The sequence below is a fragment of the Rathayibacter sp. AY1C4 genome, from assembly GCF_002932195.1.
Lineage (GTDB): Bacteria > Actinomycetota > Actinomycetes > Actinomycetales > Microbacteriaceae > Rathayibacter.
Genome location: NZ_PSWE01000012.1, coordinates 25,417 through 44,079 on the forward strand (window position 1 = coordinate 25,417; position 18,663 = coordinate 44,079).

Sequence of the window (18,663 nt, forward strand, 5' to 3'; positions counted from 1 at the left end):
AGGAAGCGCGGCGGTCTAGAGGACCGGGAGCAGCACGAGCGAGGCGAGGCCCGCGAGCACTCCACCGACGATCGGGCCGGCGACGGGCACCCAGGCGTAGCTCCAGTCGCTCGAGCCCTTGCCCTTGATCGGCAGCAGCGCGTGCGCGATGCGGGGGCCGAGGTCGCGGGCGGGGTTGATGGCGTAGCCGGTCGGGCCGCCGAGGGAGGCGCCGATCGCGATCACCAGGATGGCGACGGGCAGCGCGCCGAGCGCGGCCAGACCGCCGTCGCCCTGACGTCCGCCGCCGAAGCCGATGACGACGAAGACGAGGACGAAGGTGCCGATGACCTCGGTGACGAAGTTCCAGCCGTACGAGCGGATCGCCGGGCCGGTCGAGAAGACGCCGAGCTTGTTGGCCGCGTCGGGCTCCTCGTCGAAGTGCTGCTTGTAGGCGAGCCAGCAGAAGACGGCACCGAGGATCGCACCGATCATCTGGGCGAGGATGTAGACGAGGATCGAGACGATGTTGACGGGCACGCCGGATCCGAACTCGGTCGCTCCGCTCGCGACGAGGCCCAGGGTGACCGCGGGGTTGAGGTGCGCCCCCGAGTTGTACGAGACGATCACACCGGCGAAGACCGCGAAGCCCCAGCCGATGTTGACCATGAGGGTTCCGCCGTTGAGACCCTTGCTCTTCACGAGCGCGACGTTGGCGACGACACCGCAGCCGAGGAGCACGAGCATGGCCGTTCCCACGACTTCGGCGAGGAAGACCACTCCGAGATTGTCCACGTTGACCTTTTCCTTTTCGTAAGACGGACGCGCACAGGCGTCCGCGGCGGGCTTCGATGCCCGACGGTGTGAAGTTATCGGCGCCCTGTCCTAGCGACAAGGAACGGCGCGTGCACGTTTGTGCGTTGTCACGACGGAAGCCCCGGTCGAGGTGGTCCTCGGTCCGGGGCTTCCGTCGATCCGCGCCTGATCGCCGATCAGGAGGCGGGCACGGCCGTCGGGGTCTGCACCGAGGTGCCCCCGACGTCGACGCCGTTGTACTCCTTGAGGTGCGCGATGGTCGCGTCGACCTCCGACGCGCGGGCGGCGTCGTCCCAGCCCAGCACGGCGCCCGTGTGCTCGGCGAGCTCCTCGAGGAGCTCGCGGCTCAGGCCGCCCGTGAAGGCGTGGTTGGTGCGGCGCATCACCAGGTCGATGAGGTGCACCACGCTCTCGCGTTGGGCGAGGTAGCGGATCTCACCGGTGGTGAAGTCCTTGTCGAAGTCGAGCGCCTCGTCGTGTCCGTCGGCCAGGGCCTCGATGACCTCCTGCGCGCGGGTGCCGTAGCGCTCGAGCAGCTGGCCCGTGCGGGCCGAGGAGAGCCCGGAGCGGTGCTGGCTGATCCACTGCGCGCGGGACGCGTCGGTGCGCGGGAAGCCCTTGCCGCCTCCGATGGGGGTCTTCACGGTGGAGACGCGACGGGTCACGCCGATCCGCTTGAAGACCTCGTTCGAGAGGTGCTCCGACAGGGCGCGGAACGTCGTCCACTTGCCGCCGACCAGGCTGAGCACGGGCGAGCCGTTGCCGGGGAGCGTCGAGGGCTCGATGCGGTAGTCGCGGGAGACGAAGCCCGGGGCCTCGTCGTCGTGGCGGGGCAGCGGGCGGATGCCGGAGAACTTGAAGACGATCTGCGAACGGTCCACGCGGATGGCCGGGAAGACGTGGTTGACGAGCTCGAAGAAGTAGTCGATCTCCTCCTCCGTGCACACCGCCGGCTTCGTGGGGTCGGCGTCGATGTCGGTCGTGCCGACCATCACGCGGCCCTTGAGCGGGTAGATGAGGACGATGCGTCCGTCGCTGTGCTCGAAGAACATCTCGCGACCCTCGCAGGCCTCGACCAGCTCGGGGTTGTCGAGCACGATGTGCGAGCCCTTGGTGCCGCCCATGAATTTCGTGGACGTGCCGAGGGCCGTGTTGGTGAAGTCGGTCCACGGTCCGGAGACGTTGACGACGACGTCCGCCGCGAAGGTGAACTCCTCGCCGGACTCGCGGTCGCGGAGGACGACGCCCTTCTCGTCGGCGCCGACGGCCTCGACGTAGTTGGCCGCGCGGGCCTTCCTGCCGCCGATCAGCGCGTCGTGGAGCACGTCGAGCGCGAGGCGCTCGGGCTCGTGCACGGAGGCGTCGAAGTAGGTGGCGGTGTACTTGATCTTCGGGTCGAGCTTGGGGAGCTCGTTCAGCGAGCGCTTGCGCCCGTGGAACTGGTGGCGCGGGACCGTGCCGCCGTCGCGGGAGAAGAAGTCGTACATCGTGAGGCCGACCTTGATCAGCAGCGCACCGCGCTCCTGCGGCTTGCCCGACTTGTGGGTCAGGAAGCGCAGCGGAGCCGCGAGGATGCCCGAGAACGTCGAGTAGATCGGGATCGTCGTCTGCAGCGGCTTCACGTAATGGGGAGCGATCTTCAGCAGGCCGTTGCGCTCGTGCACGCCCTCGTTGACGAGTCGGAACTCGCCGTTCTCGAGGTAGCGGATGCCGCCGTGGATCATGTGGCTCGAGGCGCTCGAGGCACCGGAGACGTAGTCGCCGCGCTCGACGAGGACGACGTCGACGCCGTTGAGCGCGAGCTCGCGGAAGGTCCCGATGCCGTTGATGCCACCGCCGATGACCAGGACCGTGGCGCGGGGGTTGTCGCGGAGAGCAGCGACGCTCTCGCGCAGAGCGGAGTTTCCGGGAGTTCCGTCGGACTGTGCCACTTCGTACTCGCCTTCGTGTCGTAGGGGTGTCGTCGAGGCCTCCGCACCAGCGTGCACCGGGGAGATGACCGATTGATTTCGCGGAGGAATACAGCCATCCTTGACCCGACAACACATCCGGTCAAGACGGGTGGAAATCCGTGCAGGGAGTGCTATGACCCCGGTGAGACCGGTCGTCGAACTCGACGAGACGACCCACGCGACCCATCCCGACAAGACGCGGGACGCGCTGCGTGCGGCCCAGCTGTACTACATGCAGGATCTGACGATGGACGCGATCGCGCACGAGCTGCACACGTCGCGCTCCTCCGTCTCGCGCCTGCTCTCGCACGCCCGCGCGACCGGCCTGGTCGACATCCAGATCCGCTCCCCCCTCGACCGGGCGAGCGCCCTCTCGGCCGAGGTGCGGTCCCACTTCGACATCACGGCGCACATCGTGCCGGTGCCGGACCACACCAGCGAGATCGACCGGCTCGAGCGGGTCGCCCTGTCCGCAGCGAGGATCCTCGGGCAGTTCATCGACTCGAACATGATCGTCGGCATCGCCTGGGGCTCCACGATGAGCGCGATCAGCCGCCACCTGATCGCCAAGGAGACGCACAACACGCAGATCGTGCAGCTGAACGGCGCCGGCAACACCGAGACCACGGGCATCAACTACTCGAGCGAGATCCTCCGCCGCTTCGGTGATGCCTACGCGGCGAAGGTCCAGCAGTTCCCGGTGCCGGCGTTCTTCGACGACCCGACCACCAAGCAGGCGGTGTGGCGCGAGCGCTCCACCCGACGGGTCCTGGAGCTGCAGCAGCGGATGGACGTGGCGCTGTTCGGGCTCGGGTCGCCGTTCGCGGCGGTCCCCTCGAAGGTCTACATCGGCGGCTACCTGGAGCCGAGCGACTTCACCTCGCTCAGCGGCTCCGGGGTCGTCGGCGACGTCGCGACGGTGTTCTACCGGTCCGACGGCAGCTGGGACGACATCCCCATGAACGAACGTGCAAGCGGTCCGGACCTCTCCACGGTGCGCCGCGCGTCGCGCCGGATCTGCGTCGTGTCGGGCGCCTCGAAGCTGCCGGGCCTGCGCGGCGCCCTGGCGGCCGGCCTCATCACCGACCTCATCCTCGACGAGGGAACGGCCCGCGCCCTCATCTCGGACTGACGACTCCCGCCCTTCCGCGGGACGCGCTCGGGTACGCGGCACGCCGACCCAGGCGCACCGGAGCGGCGTCTCGCGGGAGCGGTCAGGACTCGCGGGCGTGCGCGTCGAGGAACTCGTAGACCTCGGCGTCGTCGATGCCGGGGAAGGTCCCCGACGGCAGCGGCGCGAGCACGTGCGCGTGCAGGCGCGCGCTCGGCCAGGCGTTGCCGTCCCAGCGCGCGGCGAGCTCCGACGGGGCGCGTCGGCAGCAGGACTCGTCGGGGCAGCGGGAGAGCTCGCGGCGGTCGGTGTCGCGGCCTCGGAAGAAGCGGGCCTCGGCGAACGGGACACCCACGGTGATCGAGAACTCCTCGGTGGCGGTCGTGCCGGTCTGCGACGCCGACCAGAAGGTCCCCGCCGGGGTGTCGACGTACTGGTAGTACTCCGTCGTCCGGTTGGTCCGGGTGAACGCGGAGCGCGCCGACCAGTAGCGGCAGACCACCTGGCCCTCGACGGCCCCGGTGACGTCGGTCGGCAGCGGCAGCCCGTCGTTCTCGTAGGCCTTCTGGATCGAGCCGTCTCCCAGCACCCGCAGGAAGTGCATCCGGATGTCGAGGTGCGAGGTGAGCAGGTTCGTGAAGCGCAGGGCGGCGGCCTCGTGGGTGACGCCGAAGCCGTCGCGGAAGTCCTCCACCGAGATGTCCCGCTCGCGCTTCGCCTCCTGGAGGAACGCGACCGCCGGCTCCAGCGGCATCAGGCACGCGGCGGCGAAGTAGTTGATCTCGAGGCGCTGGCGGAGGAAGTCGGCGTAGGTCACCGGCCGCTCGTGCCCGAGGAGGCGGTGCGCCATCGCCTGCAGCGCCAGCGCCCGCAGGCCGTGCCCCCCGGGGATCGAGGCGGGCGGGAGGTAGATCCTGCCGTTCGCGAGGTCGATCACCGAGCGGGCGGAGTGCGGCAGGTCGCCGACGTGGATGATCTCGAAGCCGAGGTGCCGGGCCATCTTCGAGACGGAGCTGTGGGTCAGTGCTCCTCCGCGGTGCCCGACGGTCCGGAGCATCTCGCCCGCCACCTCCTCGATCTCGGGCAGGTAGGAGCTGCGCTCGCGCAGCTGGAGCCGCTGGGCGGTGTTGGCCCGGCGCGCCTCCTCCGGTGTGGCACTCGCCTCGCTCCGGCGACGGGCGAGCTCGCGGTAGACGCCGAGGAACGCCTCCAGCACGGGCGTGCTCAGCCCCTTGTTGACCTTGAACTCGGGCAGGCCGAGCGAGCGGTACAGCGACCCCTTCTGCACGCGCGCCAGCTCGATCTCGAGCGCGGCCCGCTCGCTCGGCGGCTCGTCCGAGAGCAGCGCCGCCAGCTCGACGCCGAGCGCGGCCGCGAGGCGCTGCAGGAGGGAGAGGCGCGGCTCGCGGCGCCCCGTCTCGATCAGCGAGAGCTGGCTCCCCGACACGTCGACGCGCTCGGCGAGCTGCCCGAGGGTCAGTCCGCGCCGGGTGCGGAAGTGGCGCAGGCGCTGCCCGAGCAGCACGGCGTCGGAGCCCGGGGCGGGCGTCGAGGGATCGGTCACGGCGAGCTCCAGCGATCGGTTGTGACGGAAGCGCAAAAAGGTGGTTTCTTGACCGCCTGAGCGCCGGGAATACCTCCCGATCCTCCTCCATCCTGGCTTCAGGCGCCACTGAGCGCCCCTCCCGGCCCGGCCGGCCTCTTCCTGGCTGCGGCCGGCGACTCCCCACCCCCGTCGACGACGACCACCGAAAGCGGAGCCAGCATGAGCATCTACAGCAACACCGTCCGACTCGAGCCGAGCACCATGACCGCGCCGACGTCCGTCCCCGCGCCCGTCGTGCCGCCGGCGCCCCTCGCCCTCCGCCGCTGGGTGCGCGAGACCGCCGCGATCCTCAAGCCCGACGCGATCGAGTGGAGCGACGGCTCCCCCGCGGAGTGGTACCGCCTGACCGAGCGGCTCGTCGCCTCCGGCACGCTCCTCCCGCTCAATCCGGAGTGGCGGCCCGGCTCGTTCCTGGCCCGCACCGACCCGGACGACGTCGCCCGGGTCGAGGACCGCACCTTCATCTGCACGACCGACGAGGCCGACGCGGGACCGACCAACAACTGGCGCGAGCCCGCCGCGATGAGGGCCGAGCTCGCTCCCCTCCTCGACGGAGCGATGCGCGGACGGACGATGTACGTCGTCCCGTTCTCGATGGGGCCCGTCGGCGGTCCGCTCTCGCAGCTGGGCGTCCAGGTCACCGACTCGGCCTACGCGGTGCTGAACCTGCGGATCATGGCGCGCGTGGGCTCCGAGCCGCTGGCCGCCTTCACCGAGGAGACCCCGTTCGTCCGCGGCGTGCACACCGTGGGGCTGCCCCTCCGCGACGCGGACGGCGTCACCCGCGAGGACGTCGCCTGGCCGTGCAGCCCCGTGAAGTACATCACCCAGTTCCCGGAGACGCGCGAGATCGTCTCGTACGGCTCCGGCTACGGCGGCAACGCCCTGCTGGCGAAGAAGTGCTTCGCCCTGCGCATCGCCTCGGCGATGGGGCGCGAGGAGGGCTGGCTCGCCGAGCACATGCTGCTGATCCGCATCGTCTCGCCCGAGGGACGGCGCTACCACGTCGCCGCCGCCTTCCCGAGCGCGTGCGGCAAGACCAACCTCGCGATGATGCAGCCCGCGATCCCCGGCTGGCGGGTCGAGACGCTGGGCGACGACATCACCTGGATGCGCCGCGGGGAGGACGGACGCCTCTGGGCGATGAACCCGGAGACGGGCTTCTTCGGCGTCGCTCCCGGCACCGGGGAGAGCTCGAACCCGAACGCCGTGCAGACGCTCTGGGGCAACACGATCTTCACCAACGTCGCGCTCCGCGAGGACGGCGACGTGTGGTGGGAGGGCCTGACCGACGAGGTACCGGAGCGGCTGACCGACTGGCGCGGGCAGCCGTGGACGCCGGCGTCCGGCACGCCCGCCGCGCACCCCAACTCCCGCTTCACCGCGCCGGCCGCGCAGTGCCCGTCGCTCTCCGCCGACTGGGACGCCCACGAGGGCGTGCCGCTGGACGCGATCGTCTTCGGGGGCCGACGGGCGAGCAACGTCCCGCTGGTCACGCAGGCCACCTCGTGGCAGCACGGCGTCTTCCTGGGTGCGACCGTCGCCTCCGAGAAGACCGCGGCCGCGGAGGGCACGGTCGGGGAGCTGCGCCGCGATCCGTTCGCGATGCTCCCCTTCTGCGGCTACAACATGGCCGACTACTTCGCGCACTGGCTCGCGATCGGCGCCGAACTCGGCGATGCGGCGCCGGCCGTGTTCCAGGTCAACTGGTTCCGGAAGGACGCGGACGGCGAGTTCCTCTGGCCCGGCTTCGGCGAGAACGCGCGGGTGCTGCAGTGGCTCGTCCGCCGCCTGGAGGGGCTGGCGGAGGCGCGGCGGAGCCCCCTCGGCGACCTGCCGCTCGCGATCGACACGCACGGGCTCCTGCTCTCCGCGGCCCAGAAGGAGGAGCTGTTCTCCGTCCCGGTCGAGGCGTGGCTGGAGGAGTGCGCGCTCACGGAGGAGTTCTTCACGCGGTTCGGCGACCGGCTGCCGCCCGAGCTGTCCGCCGAGCTCCAGGCCCTGCGGCTCCGGCTCCTCGCCGAGAAGCTGCCGCTGGCGGCCTGATCCCCCTGACCGAGCCGGCTCCTGCCGGACACCCCTGTGGCCCGCGGGCGGATCATCCCCCTTTCCTCGCACCCCCGCGGGTCCACTCCCCCCTTCCGCTCCCACGACGACGGGCACCATGACCGACCGCATCACGCTCCGCTTCCTCGCCGCCCCGCAGGACGCCACCGCCGACGGCCGCAGTGCCCAGGCCGGCCGCGTCCTCGAGTGGATCGACAAGGCCGGCTACGCCTGCGCCGTGGGCTGGAGCGGCGGCTACTGCGTGACGGCGTACGTCGGCAACGTCCACTTCACCCGGCCCATCTCGGTCGGCAACCTGATCGAGGCGACCGCCCGCGTCATCCACACCGGGCGCACGAGCATGCACGTGCTGGTGCAGGTCGCGCAGGCGGATCCGCGGACCGGCCTCTACGAGGACGCCACGCACTGCCTCCTCGTGTTCGTGGCCGTCGACGACGAGAAGAGGCCGCGGTCGGTCCCGGAGTGGCGGCCCCGCTCGATCGAGGACCTGTCCCTCGCCGAGGGCGCCGCCGCGCGCATCGAGGGCCGCCGGAGGCTGCACGACGTGATGCGCGCCCAGGAGTACACCGAGGAGGGCACCGGTCCGCGGATCGTGTTCCGCTTCCTCGCGGCACCGGGAGACGTCAACTGGGGCGGCAACGCCCACGGCGGGATCGTGATGCGCTGGATCGACGAGGCGGCCGACGCGGTCGCACAGCGCTGGACCGGCCGCGACGCGGTGGCCGTCTACTCCGGCGGGATCCACTTCTACCGTCCGGTGCGCATCGGGCACCTCGTCGAGGTGGAGGCGCGCCTCATCCACACGAGCGCCCGGAGCATGCACCTGGCGGTGCACGTGCGCTCCGGGGACCCGCGGACCGGCGAGCTGGAGCTGACCACGCAGTGCCGGAGCGTCTTCGTGGTGCGGGGCTCCGACGGGGCGGCCGAGCCGGTCCCGCCTCTCGAGCCGCGGACCGAGGAGGACCGGCGTCTGGACGCCCATGCGCGCGAGCTGATCCTCCTGCGCGCGGCGCTGCCGCCGCTCCCGCTCGCGGGGACGGCCGGCGCTAGGGTCGGAGCGTGAAGCTGCCGATCCTCGTCCTCAACGGCCCGAACCTGAACCTGCTCGGCACCCGCGAGCCCGAGCTCTACGGCTCGGACACCCTCGCCGACGCCGAGGCGCTGGCGGCGGAGGCGGCCGAGCGGCACGGCTTCACGGTCGAGACCTTCCAGAGCAGCTCGGAGGGCGCGATCGTCGACCGGCTGCACGCGGCTCGCGGCTCCGTCTCGGGAGTGGTGCTCAACGCCGGGGCGTACACGCACACGTCGATCGCGATCCGCGACGCCGTCCTCGCGACCGAGCTGCCGATGGTCGAGGTGCACGTGAGCAACGTGCACCGGCGCGAGCCGTTCCGGCAGCACTCCTACCTCTCGGACGTCGCGATCGCCGTGATCGTCGGCGCGGGGATCGCCGGCTACGGCTTCGCGGTGGACGTGCTCGCGCGGGCAGCGGAGAAGCGATGAGCGGCCTCGGACGCTCCTTCGGCAGCGCGGTCGACGCCTACGACCGCGGGCGGCCCGGCTACCCCGACGACGCCGTCGACTGGATCGTGGGGCACGCCCCCGCGCGGGTGGCGGGCGCCTTCATCCCGGAGCGGGCCCGCGCGGCGGGAGCCGACGCCTCCGATCGGCTGCGCGCCGTGGACCTCGGCGCGGGAACGGGCAAGTTCACCGCGTCGCTCGCGTCCCGCGGCCTCGCCGTGACCGCGGTCGAGCCCGACGCGGAGATGCTCGCGCGGCTCGCCTCGAATCTGCCGGGGGTCCGCCCCGAGGAGGGGACGGCCGAGGCGATCCCCGCCGCGGACTCCTCCGCGGAGCTCGTCACCGCCGCGCAGTCGTGGCACTGGGTCGACGCCGAGCGCGCGGGAGCCGAAGTCGCCCGCGTCCTGGTGCCGGAGGGCGTGCTCGCGCTGGTGTGGAACATCCGCGACGAGTCGGTCCCCTGGGTGCGCCGGCTCGGCGAGGTCGCCGGAGCCTCCACCGCCGAGCGCTTCGAGACGCTCCGGCCGCCGCTCGGCTCCGCTCTCGAGCGGGTGGCGTTCGCGGCCTTCGAGTGGTCCTTCGAGCTGGACCGAGCCGGGGTGCGGGACATGTTCGCGTCCCGCAGCTCCGTCATCGCGATGCCCGAGGAGGAGCGCGCCGCGGTCCTCGCGGCGGTCGACGCCGTGGTGGACGAGGAGTCGGGCGGGAGCGGGACCGTCGCGATGCCGTACTCGACGCGCGTGACGATCGCGCGCCGCTCCTCCTCCGCCTGACTCCGCGCCGCGCGCCGCGGACCGCCCCGCCCGCCGACTACCCTCGGAGGGCGCCGCACCGGCGTGAGCACCGAGAGCACGAGGAGAGACGCACGTGAGCATCATCGCCGCCGCAGACGGGTCCGCACTGGGCAACCCCGGCCCCGCCGGCTGGGCCTGGTACGTCGACGACGAGCGCTGGGCCGCGGGCGGCTGGTCGCACGGCACGAACAACATCGGCGAGCTCACCGCGGTGCTCGAGCTGCTGCGCGCGACCGCGCAGGAGGAGGAGCCGCTGCACATCCTCTGCGACAGCCAGTACGCCATCAAGGCCTGCACCGAGTGGCTGCCGGGCTGGAAGCGGAAGGGCTGGCGCAAGGCCGACGGCAAGCCGGTGATGAACGTCGAGATCATCAAGGCGCTCGACGAGGAGCTGCAGGGCCGGGCGGTCACCTTCGAGTGGGTGAAGGGGCACGCCAACCACCGGATGAACGAGGCCGCCGATGTCCGTGCCCGGAGCGCCGCGACCGCCTACCAGCGCCGGCAGCCCGTCGACGCCGGACCCGGATGGCCGACGGCCGCCGCCGCGCCCGCCGCGGCCCCCGTCGAGGACTCCGCCACCCTCTTCTAGCCGCGTTCCCCCTTGGGCAGCCGCAGCAGCCCCGTCGCCACCAGCTCGCGCACCCGCGGCAGCACCGAGTCGGACACCGCCTCCTCCTCGACCTGGAGGAGCGAGGCGACCGCCGCCGCGATCGCCGCCACCGAGAGCTCGCCGTCGCAGGCGCCGACCACGGCGGCGAGCGCCGTGTCGACCTCCTCGACCCGGGCGAACCCGCCGCCCTGGCGCAGCCGCAGCACCGTCGGATCGTCGTTGCCCGGCCAGTAGTGCCGTTCCTCCGTGACGTCTCCGGCGACGACCAGGGCGAGACCCGCCAGAGCGCGATCGTCGAGCGACGCGAGGGCCTCGGCCGCGTCGAGGCAGGCGGCGAGGTGGCCGCCCAGGCCCGCGGTCGCGACCGGCGTGGTGATCCGCTCGAGGCGGCGGATCGGCGGGCGGGGCTGCTCGGGCAGGCGGAGCGTGACGTAGCCGAAGCCGACGCCGGTCACCCCGCGCCGCTCGAAGTCGGTCAGCCAGGCGTCGACCAGCGCGTCGAACGCGGGGCCGCGGGTCGTGCCGCCGTCCCGGATCCAGGTCTCGGCGTAGACCGCCGGATCCTGACGCTCGCGCTCCACGACCCAGACGTCCAGAGGAGAGGCGGTCCCGCCCATCCAGGCGTCGAGCCCCTCGGGCCCCGCCTCGAGCGCCTGCTCCAGCGGGCTGCGGGCGTCGGCGAGCCAGTCCGCGATCCGGTCGAAGGCGTCCGCGCCCTCCCGGTACTCCCAGTTCCCCAGGAGCTGCGCGACACCGCCGGGCACCAGGTGCTCGGCGGCTCCGAGGATGACGCGGCGCACGATCTCGTCGCCCTCCAGCCCGCCGTCGCGGTACTCGTAGGAGGGGACGCCCTCGGCTCGCGGCGTGATGACGAACGGCGGGTTCGTGACGATGTGGTCGAAGCGCTCCCCCGCGACCGGCTCGTAGAGGCTGCCGCGGCGGAACTCGATGTTCTCGATCCCGTTGAGCGCCGCGGTGAAGGAGGCGAGCGCGAGCGCGCGCTCGGAGATGTCGGTGGCGACCACCTGCTCGGCGTGGCGGGAGGCGTGCAGCGCCTGGATCCCGCAGCCGGTCCCCAGGTCGAGCACGCGGCCGACGGGCCGCTGGATCATCAGGCCGGTCAGCGTGAGGCTCGCGCCGCCGACGCCGAGCACGTGGTCCTCGTCGAGCGCGCGGCCGAGGGCGAGCTCCCCGAGGTCGGAGGCGATCCACCAGGAGGCCGCGCCGCGCTGGTCGACCACGTCGTAGGGGCGCAGGTCGAGGGCCGCGGTGACGACGGCTCCGGCCTCGACGCGCACCAGGCCGAGCTCCACCGCCCCCTCCAGCGCGAGAGCGCCGAACGCCTCGTCCGCGTCGTCCGCCGAGACGGGATCGGCCAGGAGGAACAGGCGGGCGAGGGTGGCCAGCGCGTCGTGGTCGCCGCTGCGCTCGAGGGCGCGGCGGGCGGGGACCCGGTCGCCGCGGTGCAGCGCCTCGGCCGCTTCGTCGCCCCAGAGCCCCCGCACGGCGTCCACGCCGTAGCGGGCGCGGATCAGATCGTCGCGCAGGAGGGCGATACGGGCTCGGTCGAACGGGTCTGCGGAGAACACCGCTCCATCCTCCTGCACACGGGTCGGCCACCGGGGCCGCCGCGGCCGTACGATCGGAGGCATGCCGCTGACCGGAGAGTACGAACCCAGCACGTCCGAGTGGGCCCGCGAGCAGGCGGAGCTCTACGAGCGGACCGGCGGAGCCGAGGGGAACCTCCTCCGCGGCCGCCCCATCATCGTCCTGACCACCGTCGGCTCGAAGAGCGGGAAGCTCCGCAAGACCGCGCTGATGCGCGTCGAGCACGAGGGCGAGTACGTGGTCGTCGCGTCCAAGGGCGGCGCGCCCGAGCACCCCGTCTGGTACGGCAACATGCTCAAGGAGCCGCACGTCGAGCTGCAGGACGGGCCAGTGAAGAAGGACTACGCCGCGAGCGTGCTCGAGGGCGATCTGCGCGCGGCCTGGTGGGAGCGCGCGGTCGCCGCGTGGCCGGACTACGCCGAGTACCAGACGAAGACCGAGCGTCAGATCCCGCTCGTGCTGCTCACTCCCTGGTCCTGAGCGCGGCGGGCGGCTCGGCCCGTCGCTGAGGCGGCCGTCCTCCGGTCGCGGTCGCGCCGCACGGCAGGCGCCTCACGTGGGCGGCGAGCCCAGCGGATCCCGTCCGGCCTCAGACCCGGGCCGCGATGAGGTCGAGCACCTTCGGGCTCGAGAGCAGCGCGAAGTGGCCGACCACCGAGACCGCGATGTTCTCGCGCGCCCCGGCGAGGCGGCTCCCTCCGGGGATGTACTGGTCGCGCATCCCGTAGATCGACGTGATGCGCGCGTCGGCCTCGCGCTCGGCCAGCAGGGTGCGGATCAGCGGGCGGTGGGGCGCGAACTCCCGGAGCGCCCGCGCCGGGGCGATCCGTGCGAGCGACGAGCCGTTGAACGGGGTCGAGACGGCGATCATCCGCTCGATCCGCCCGTCCTCGCGGTCGTCGACGACCATCATGTGCTTGCCGATCAGGCCGCCCTTGCTGTGCGCGACGACGACGACTCCGCGCAGATCGTGCTCGCGCAGGTAGTCCTGGCCGAGTCCGGCCGACGCGACGATCGGCCGCGTGTTGTAGCCGAGCGCGGGCAGCACGTGGATCGGATGGCCCGCCGCGTGCAGCCTCTCGGCGATGGGCCGGAGGAACTGCCACGTCTCGTAGATCCCGGGGATGAGCAGCACCGGAGCGCCGTCGCCGGACGCGTACCGCGACACGTCCCAGCCCTCCCGCAGGTGCACGAAGCGCGAGCCGTAGGCGTAGCGGTAGTCGCGGAGGTACGCGCGCCGCAGCGAGGTCGAGCGGCGCGGGCGGGCGGAGTCACGCGCCGGCATGGGCCCGCTCCAGCTCCGCGATGTCGAGGCGGCTCATCGCGAGCATCGCCTGCAGAGCGCGCGCGGACGCCTCGGGGTCGGCGCCTCCGAGCAGACGCGGGAGGACCTCCGGCACGATCTGCCAGGACAGCCCCCAGCGGTCGCGGAGCCAGCCGCACCGGCTCTCCTCGCCGCCGTCCGCGATCAGGGCGTCCCACAGCCGGTCGAGCTCGGACTGGTCGCCGACGGTCACGACGATCGAGACGGCCTCGGTGAACGGGAACCGCGGCCCGGCGTTGATCGCCTGGAACCGCTGCCCGTCGAGCTCGAACGTCACCGACAGCACCTCGCCGGGCGACGGGGAGCCCTCCGGCAGCACCTGGCTTCCGGTGATCCGCGAGTTCGGCACCAGCTCCGTGTAGAAGCGCGCCGCCTCCCCCGCGCCGTCGTCGAACCAGAGGAAGGTGCTGACCGCGCCCATCGGAGTCTCCGTCCTGCGCGGGAGGGTCTCCGCGGCTCCCTCAGTGTGCCGCGGAGGCGCCCTCCCCGCGACGGATCACAGCGGGTTGACGCCGAACGCCGTGGCCAGCTTGTCGATCTTCTTGGCGCGGCCCAGCCGGGGCAGGTCGCTGCCGTCGCGGATGACGCGGCCGCGGGCCTCGAAGTCGTCGAGGAAGTCGCGGGCCCAGGCGACGTCGGACGGCGTCGGGCTGATGACCTCGTTGATCACGGCGAGCTGCTCGGTGTCGAGGCAGAGCTTCCCGGTGAGGCCGAGCGAGACCGTGAGCGCGGACTGCTCGCGCAGCACGGGGTGGCTGTTCGAGACGGTCGGTCCGTCGATCGGGCCGGGCAGGTCGCCGATGCGCGAGGCGACGACCAGGCGCGAGCGCGGGTAGGCCATCGCGAGGTCGTCGGCGCTGGTGCCGGTGTCGCGGCGGTAGTCGCCGCTGCCGAACGCGAGGCGGAAGGTGCCGCGGGCGCGGGCGATCGAGACCGCCTCCTCGATGCCGAGGGCGGACTCGACCAGGGCGAGCACCGGGGTGGAGCCGCCGAGGCGATCGAAGGTCTCGGTGACGTGCTCAGCGGCCTCGGTCTTGGCGAGCATGACGCCGGCGAGGCCGGGCAGGCCCTTCAGCGCGTCGACGTCGTCGGACCAGAACGGGGTGGAGTGGTCGTTGATGCGGACCCAGGCGCGCTTCTCGCCGGTCAGCCACTCCGCGACGTCGGTCCGCGCGTCGGGCTTCGCCTTGGGGTCGACCGCGTCCTCGATGTCGAGGACGATCTGGTCGGCGCGGGACGCGTGCGCGGCGTCGAACGTCTCGGTGCGGGTGGCGTTCACCAGCAGCCAGGAGCGCGCGATCTCGGGGGCGACGTCGCGCCCCTTCCGCTTCGCGATGGCGGTGGTGGTGGTCTCGGGCAACGTCACGTTCGGGTCCTCTCGGTGGCGCGGTCCTCGCTCCGCGGACGCCACCGCTCTGCGACGGCGCCGGGGACAAGGGTAGCGGCTCCCCGTCGGCGGGGCTCCGGGCACTCCGGCGTCTCTCCACTCCGGGGCTGCGACGCCCCGAGCGCTCCGGATCAGCGGCCCTCCGGACGCTCCCACAGCGTCAGCACGGTCGTCGGCACCCGGATCCGCTCGCGCGGGACGAACCCCGCCTCCGCGAGCACCGTGTCCGCCTCGCCCTCCGGCAGCGCCTGCCAGACCCGGTCCGCCCCGGCGAGCGCGGCGCGCAGCGCGTCGCCCTCCAGCAGGACGTCCGAATACGTGCCCGTCGTCCTGTACGGAGCGGCGAGGGCGACGTCGTCCACGCCCGCGAACGCCTCCGGGTAGGCGGCGAGCGCCAGGCGGGGCCGGAGCGAGACCGTCCCGGAGGAGCCGAGGAGGACGGCGTCGCCCGGACGGGCCCGCTCCTCGACGGCGGCCGCCAGACCGCGGAGATCCTGCCCGGCCGGCTTCCCGGTGACCGTGCGCATCTGCACGAGGACCGGCAGGGCGGCCACCGCGATCAGGGCGAGGAGGGCGACGCCCGTCCGGGCCCTGAACGAGTCGAGCGCGAGGCCGAGGAGGACCGCGAGGGCGGGCGTGCTCGACGCGAGGTAGCGGGGGGTGAACATCGGCTCGACGAGGAGGGTCCCGAGCACCAGCACCGCCGTCGGCAGCACGATCCAGAGGACGAGGGCCGGTAGGAGCGGCCCGCGCAGGCCGCCCCGCACCGCGGCGACCGCGAGGAGCGCGACGGCGATCCCGGCCAGCCACCACGCGGATCCGAAGAACGGCTCGACCACGACGGTGAACGCGGTCACGGGCTGCAAGCGGAGCCAGCCGACCTGGCCGCTCTGCCCTGCGGCGAGGAGCAGCACCGGCACGGCGCCCAGTGCTGAGAGGGCGCTCGCCGGGAGAGCCCGCACGGCACCCCGGGGCGCCGCGGCCGCGGCGAGAGCGACGAGAGCCGGCAGCACCAGCACGGAGTAGAGGAACACGGCGTTCGCCAGACCTGCGACGGCCGCGAACGCGGTCCAGCGCAGGGCGCCTCCGGAGCGGGCCGCCCGCACGACGAGGACCGCCGCTCCCACCACGAGCGCGGTGGCCAGAGCGGAGGACCGCGCCTCGGTCCCCGAGAACGAGGACCGCGGGAGCAGCACGAGCACCGCGGCGGCGAGGAGTGCCGCCCGGGGCCGGTCGAACGATCGCAGCAGGACGACGACGCCCGCCGCCGCCGCTCCCGTGGCGAGAGCGGACGGCGCCCGCACCGCGAGCTCCGACTCCCCGGCGATCGCGATCCAGCCGTGCATCATCAGGCCGTAGACCAGGTGCACCGCGTCCTTCTCCTGCACGAAGGCGAGGAGCTCCCCCACCGGGAGCCGCGCCAGGCGGAGGGTCGCGGCCTCGTCGTTCCAGTAGGAGGGGATCCAGGAGCCGACGAGGGTCAGCGCGGTGGCGAGGGCGAGGACCGCGCTTGCGGGCAGGGTCCGGAGCGCGCGCATCCCGCCAGCGTAGAGGCCGGGCTCAGCGCGCCGAGCGCTCGGCGAGACCCTTCGCGTACGCGGCCTGGCCGACGTGCTGCGTGTCGTCGTCGATCACCGAGACCAGCCGCACCCCGAGGGTCACCGGCGGATCCCACTGCTCGTCGACGACGCGCGCGAGGTCCTCGTCGCCGAGCGTGTCGAGGAGGGCGAGCGTCTGCCGGTGCACGGCGTCGGCGTACTCCGCGAGCAGCGCGGCCGGCACCGCGGCGAGCGCCGCCACCTCGGCCGGCTCCTGCCCGTAGCCGGTCTCGTCGGGCCCGAAGGGCAGGCCGGACCGGCCGTGGAAGCCGTCGGCCGTCCACACCTGCGCGTGGCCTGCGAGCGGGGCGAGGTGGTCGTCCTGCACCCGGACGAGATGCCAGACGAGCCAGGCGGGCGAGTTCGAGCGGGCGTCCGCGCGGAACGCGAGCTGATCGGGGGTGCTGTCGTCGAGGACGGCGTGCACGTTCTCGTGCACCCGGCCGAAGGCGTCGCGGAGGAGGTCGATGGCTGCGCTCATGCCGCCAGCCTGCCGCTCCCGCGCCCGGTGCGGCACCCCCTCCGCGCGCCTCGGAGGAAGTGCGGAGGCGGGTGCCCGATACTCGGCCCGTGACCTCCGGATCCTCGAACCTGGCGACGAAGCCGTGGCTGACCTCCTACGCGGAGGGCGTGCCCGCCGAGATCGACCCTCCCACCCAGACCCTCGTCGACCTGCTCGAGGACTCGGTCGCGCGGTACCGCCGCGGCACCGCCCTCGAGTTCTTCGGCGCCGAGACCAGCTACGCCGAGCTCGGCGAGCAGGTCGCGCGCGCGGCGGAGGGCCTGCGGCGCCTGGGCGTGCGCGCCGGCGACCGCGTCGCGCTGGTGCTCCCGAACTGCCCGGAGCACGTGGTGGCGTTCTACGCCGCTCTCCGCCTCGGAGCGATCGTGGTCGAGCACAACCCGCTCTACACGCCGCGCGAGCTGCGGCGGCAGTTCGAGGACCACGGCGCCCGGTTCGCGGTCGTCTGGGACAAGATCGCCGACGTCGTCGCGACCATGCCCGCCGACCTGGGCATCGAGCGCGTCGTCTCCGTCGACCTCACCCGCTCCTTCCCGCTCGGCAAGCGCCTGGCGCTGCGGCTCCCCCTGCCGTCGGTGCGCCGGTCGCGCGAGAAGCTGACCGCGACCCCCCGCAGCCGCTCCCTGGTGCCCTTCGCGTCGCTGCTGAAGAACCGCCGCATCGCGCGCTCGCACCCCCGCCCGGTCCTCGGCGACACGGCCCTGCTGCAGTACACGAGCGGCACCACCGGGACGCCCAAGGGCGCGATCCTCTCCCACGCGAACCTCCGCGCGAACGCCCTGCAGGGCCGCGCCTGGGTGCCGGGCCTGCGCGAGGGCGACGAGACGTTCTACGCGGTGCTCCCCCTGTTCCACGCCTACGGCCTGACGCTGTGCCTGACCTTCGCGATCAGCATCGGCGCGAAGGTCGTGCTGTTCCCGACCTTCGACGTCGGCCTCGTGAAGGCGGCCGCGAAGTCGTCGCCGCCCACCTTCCTCCCCGCGGTGCCGCCCGTGTACGACGCGCTGGCCCGCGCCTCCGAGCGCCACGAGCTCGACCTGCGCGGCATCCGCTTCGCGATCTCGGGAGCGATGAGCCTGCCGGTCGCGACGGTCGACCGCTGGGAGCGCGCGAGCCGGGGACTCCTGGTCGAGGGCTACGGCATGACCGAGAGCTCGCCGGTCGCCCTCGGAAACCCGGTCGGCCCGACCCGCCGGCCCGGCACCGTGGGCGTGCCGTTCCCCAGCACGACGATCCGCCTCGTCGACCCCGCCGATCCGTCGGTCGACCGCGGCCCGGGCGAGTCCGGCGAGCTCCTGCTCCGGGGGCCGCAGGTGTTCCAGGGGTACTGGAAGCGGCCGGAGGAGACGGCCGAGGCCCTCCTCCCCGGCGGCTGGCTGCGCACGGGTGACATCGCGACCGTCTCGGCCGACGGCTTCGTGACGATCGTCGACCGGGCCAAGGAGCTCATCATCACCGGCGGCTTCAACGTCTCCCCCTCCGAGGTCGAGGGAGTGCTGGAGTCGCACCCGGACGTGACGCGCGCGGCCGTCGTCGGGCTCCCCCGCGAGGACGGCGGCGAGAGCGTCGCGGCGGCCGTGGTCCTGCGGGCCGGGACGGCCGTGGATCCGGAGGCGCTGCGCGACTTCTGCCGGCTGCACCTGACGCCCTACAAGGTGCCCAGGCGGATCGTCCCGGTGGACGAGCTGCCGACCTCGCTGATCGGCAAGGTGTTGCGCCGCCAGGTGCGCGAGAGTCTGCTGGACTGAGGCGACCGGAGCGGGCGGT

The 18,663-nt window shown here is 73.0% G+C and carries 17 protein-coding genes; 8 read left to right on the forward strand and 9 right to left on the reverse strand.

The window, feature by feature from the left end; genetic code table 11:
- Positions 1 to 15: 15 nt before the first annotated feature.
- Together C5C99_RS07905 and C5C99_RS07910 are read right to left on the reverse strand one after the other, a co-directional pair.
- A complete protein-coding gene (locus tag C5C99_RS07905) occupies positions 16 to 726 on the reverse strand; it encodes an MIP/aquaporin family protein (RefSeq protein WP_374952909.1) in 711 nt (236 codons plus the stop codon).
- 245 nt (positions 727 to 971) lie between these two features.
- A complete protein-coding gene (locus C5C99_RS07910; RefSeq protein WP_258063664.1) occupies positions 972 to 2,726 on the reverse strand; it encodes a glycerol-3-phosphate dehydrogenase/oxidase in 1,755 nt (584 codons plus the stop codon).
- Positions 2,727 to 2,880: 154 nt separating this feature from the next.
- Between C5C99_RS07910 and C5C99_RS07915 the strand changes: the two genes are divergently transcribed.
- On the forward strand, positions 2,881 to 3,879 hold the full coding sequence (locus C5C99_RS07915) for a sugar-binding transcriptional regulator (protein ID WP_104223198.1): 999 nt from the start codon (positions 2,881 to 2,883) through the stop codon (positions 3,877 to 3,879).
- Between the two features lie 82 nt (positions 3,880 to 3,961).
- Here the strand turns inward: C5C99_RS07915 and C5C99_RS07920 are convergent, their stop codons facing one another.
- Positions 3,962 to 5,422 carry a helix-turn-helix domain-containing protein gene (locus C5C99_RS07920; protein WP_104223199.1) on the reverse strand — a complete coding sequence of 487 codons (1,461 nt, stop codon included), beginning with the start codon at positions 5,420 to 5,422 and terminating at the stop codon, positions 3,962 to 3,964.
- Positions 5,423 to 5,665: 243 nt separating this feature from the next.
- Between C5C99_RS07920 and C5C99_RS07925 the strand changes: the two genes are divergently transcribed.
- The 5 genes from C5C99_RS07925 (at position 5,666) to C5C99_RS07945 (ending at position 10,435) form a co-directional block, all read left to right on the forward strand.
- Entirely contained in the window at positions 5,666 to 7,510 is a 1,845-nt protein-coding gene (locus C5C99_RS07925; RefSeq protein WP_104339907.1) for a phosphoenolpyruvate carboxykinase (GTP), read from the forward strand.
- Between the two features lie 118 nt (positions 7,511 to 7,628).
- On the forward strand, positions 7,629 to 8,594 hold the full coding sequence (locus C5C99_RS07930; RefSeq protein ID WP_104226429.1) for an acyl-CoA thioesterase: 966 nt from the start codon (positions 7,629 to 7,631) through the stop codon (positions 8,592 to 8,594).
- On the forward strand, positions 8,591 to 9,034 hold the full coding sequence (gene aroQ / locus C5C99_RS07935; RefSeq protein ID WP_104339886.1) for a type II 3-dehydroquinate dehydratase: 444 nt from the start codon (positions 8,591 to 8,593) through the stop codon (positions 9,032 to 9,034). Before C5C99_RS07930 ends, aroQ begins: the two co-directional genes overlap by 4 nt.
- The gene (locus C5C99_RS07940; RefSeq protein WP_104339887.1) at positions 9,031 to 9,825 is read left to right on the forward strand and encodes a class I SAM-dependent methyltransferase; all 795 of its coding nucleotides are present in this window, start codon (positions 9,031 to 9,033) and stop codon (positions 9,823 to 9,825) included. The genes aroQ and C5C99_RS07940 overlap by 4 nt, the downstream gene beginning before the upstream one ends.
- 94 nt (positions 9,826 to 9,919) lie before the next feature.
- A complete protein-coding gene (locus C5C99_RS07945) occupies positions 9,920 to 10,435 on the forward strand; it encodes a ribonuclease H (protein WP_104263193.1) in 516 nt (171 codons plus the stop codon).
- On the opposite strand, the gene C5C99_RS07950 is transcribed toward C5C99_RS07945, so the two are convergent.
- Positions 10,432 to 12,045, reverse strand: coding sequence for a methyltransferase (locus C5C99_RS07950; protein ID WP_258063665.1), 1,614 nt, complete (start codon positions 12,043 to 12,045; stop codon positions 10,432 to 10,434). The two genes, C5C99_RS07945 and C5C99_RS07950, sit on opposite strands and share 4 nt — an antisense overlap.
- A gap of 61 nt (positions 12,046 to 12,106) precedes the next feature.
- On the opposite strand from C5C99_RS07950, the gene C5C99_RS07955 reads away from it, so the two are divergent.
- Positions 12,107 to 12,544, forward strand: a complete 438-nt coding sequence (locus C5C99_RS07955) for a nitroreductase family deazaflavin-dependent oxidoreductase (RefSeq protein WP_104223205.1) — start codon at positions 12,107 to 12,109, stop codon at positions 12,542 to 12,544.
- A gap of 109 nt (positions 12,545 to 12,653) precedes the next feature.
- Here C5C99_RS07955 and C5C99_RS07960 read toward each other — a convergent pair whose 3' ends face one another.
- The 5 genes from C5C99_RS07960 to C5C99_RS07980 form a co-directional block, all read right to left on the reverse strand.
- Positions 12,654 to 13,349, reverse strand: a complete 696-nt coding sequence (locus tag C5C99_RS07960; RefSeq protein ID WP_104223206.1) for a triacylglycerol lipase — start codon at positions 13,347 to 13,349, stop codon at positions 12,654 to 12,656.
- Positions 13,336 to 13,809 carry a VOC family protein gene (locus C5C99_RS07965; protein ID WP_104263191.1) on the reverse strand — a complete coding sequence of 158 codons (474 nt, stop codon included), beginning with the start codon at positions 13,807 to 13,809 and terminating at the stop codon, positions 13,336 to 13,338. The genes C5C99_RS07960 and C5C99_RS07965 overlap by 14 nt, the downstream gene beginning before the upstream one ends.
- 75 nt (positions 13,810 to 13,884) lie before the next feature.
- The gene (locus C5C99_RS07970) at positions 13,885 to 14,748 is read right to left on the reverse strand and encodes a CoA ester lyase (RefSeq protein ID WP_208543400.1); all 864 of its coding nucleotides are present in this window, start codon (positions 14,746 to 14,748) and stop codon (positions 13,885 to 13,887) included.
- 158 nt (positions 14,749 to 14,906) lie between these two features.
- The gene (locus C5C99_RS07975) at positions 14,907 to 16,313 is read right to left on the reverse strand and encodes a glycosyltransferase family 39 protein (protein WP_104339888.1); all 1,407 of its coding nucleotides are present in this window, start codon (positions 16,311 to 16,313) and stop codon (positions 14,907 to 14,909) included.
- A 22-nt stretch (positions 16,314 to 16,335) separates the two neighbouring features.
- Complete coding sequence (locus tag C5C99_RS07980) at positions 16,336 to 16,854, reverse strand: DinB family protein (protein WP_104333117.1); 519 nt, start codon at positions 16,852 to 16,854, stop codon at positions 16,336 to 16,338.
- 89 nt (positions 16,855 to 16,943) lie between these two features.
- Here C5C99_RS07980 and C5C99_RS07985 point away from each other — a divergent pair, with 89 nt between their 5' ends.
- The gene (locus C5C99_RS07985; protein WP_104223210.1) at positions 16,944 to 18,644 is read left to right on the forward strand and encodes a long-chain-fatty-acid--CoA ligase; all 1,701 of its coding nucleotides are present in this window, start codon (positions 16,944 to 16,946) and stop codon (positions 18,642 to 18,644) included.
- The last annotated feature ends 19 nt before the right edge of the window (positions 18,645 to 18,663 follow it).

Bases quoted from the DNA above. Each gene is read 5' to 3' on its own strand.
- C5C99_RS07960 (WP_104223206.1), bottom strand. From the start codon at position 13,349: ATGCCGGCGCGTGACTCCGCCCGCCCGCGCCGCTCGACCTCGCTGCGG.
- C5C99_RS07930 (WP_104226429.1), top strand. From the start codon at position 7,629: ATGACCGACCGCATCACGCTCCGCTTCCTCGCCGCCCCGCAGGACGCC.
- C5C99_RS07905 (WP_374952909.1), bottom strand. From the start codon at position 726: ATGCTCGTGCTCCTCGGCTGCGGTGTCGTCGCCAACGTCGCGCTCGTG.
- C5C99_RS07965 (WP_104263191.1), bottom strand. From the start codon at position 13,809: ATGGGCGCGGTCAGCACCTTCCTCTGGTTCGACGACGGCGCGGGGGAG.
- C5C99_RS07925 (WP_104339907.1), top strand. From the start codon at position 5,666: ATGACCGCGCCGACGTCCGTCCCCGCGCCCGTCGTGCCGCCGGCGCCC.
- C5C99_RS07940 (WP_104339887.1), top strand. From the start codon at position 9,031: ATGAGCGGCCTCGGACGCTCCTTCGGCAGCGCGGTCGACGCCTACGAC.
- C5C99_RS07975 (WP_104339888.1), bottom strand. From the start codon at position 16,313: ATGCGCGCGCTCCGGACCCTGCCCGCAAGCGCGGTCCTCGCCCTCGCC.
- C5C99_RS07980 (WP_104333117.1), bottom strand. From the start codon at position 16,854: ATGAGCGCAGCCATCGACCTCCTCCGCGACGCCTTCGGCCGGGTGCAC.
- C5C99_RS07915 (WP_104223198.1), top strand. From the start codon at position 2,881: ATGACCCCGGTGAGACCGGTCGTCGAACTCGACGAGACGACCCACGCG.
- C5C99_RS07955 (WP_104223205.1), top strand. From the start codon at position 12,107: ATGCCGCTGACCGGAGAGTACGAACCCAGCACGTCCGAGTGGGCCCGC.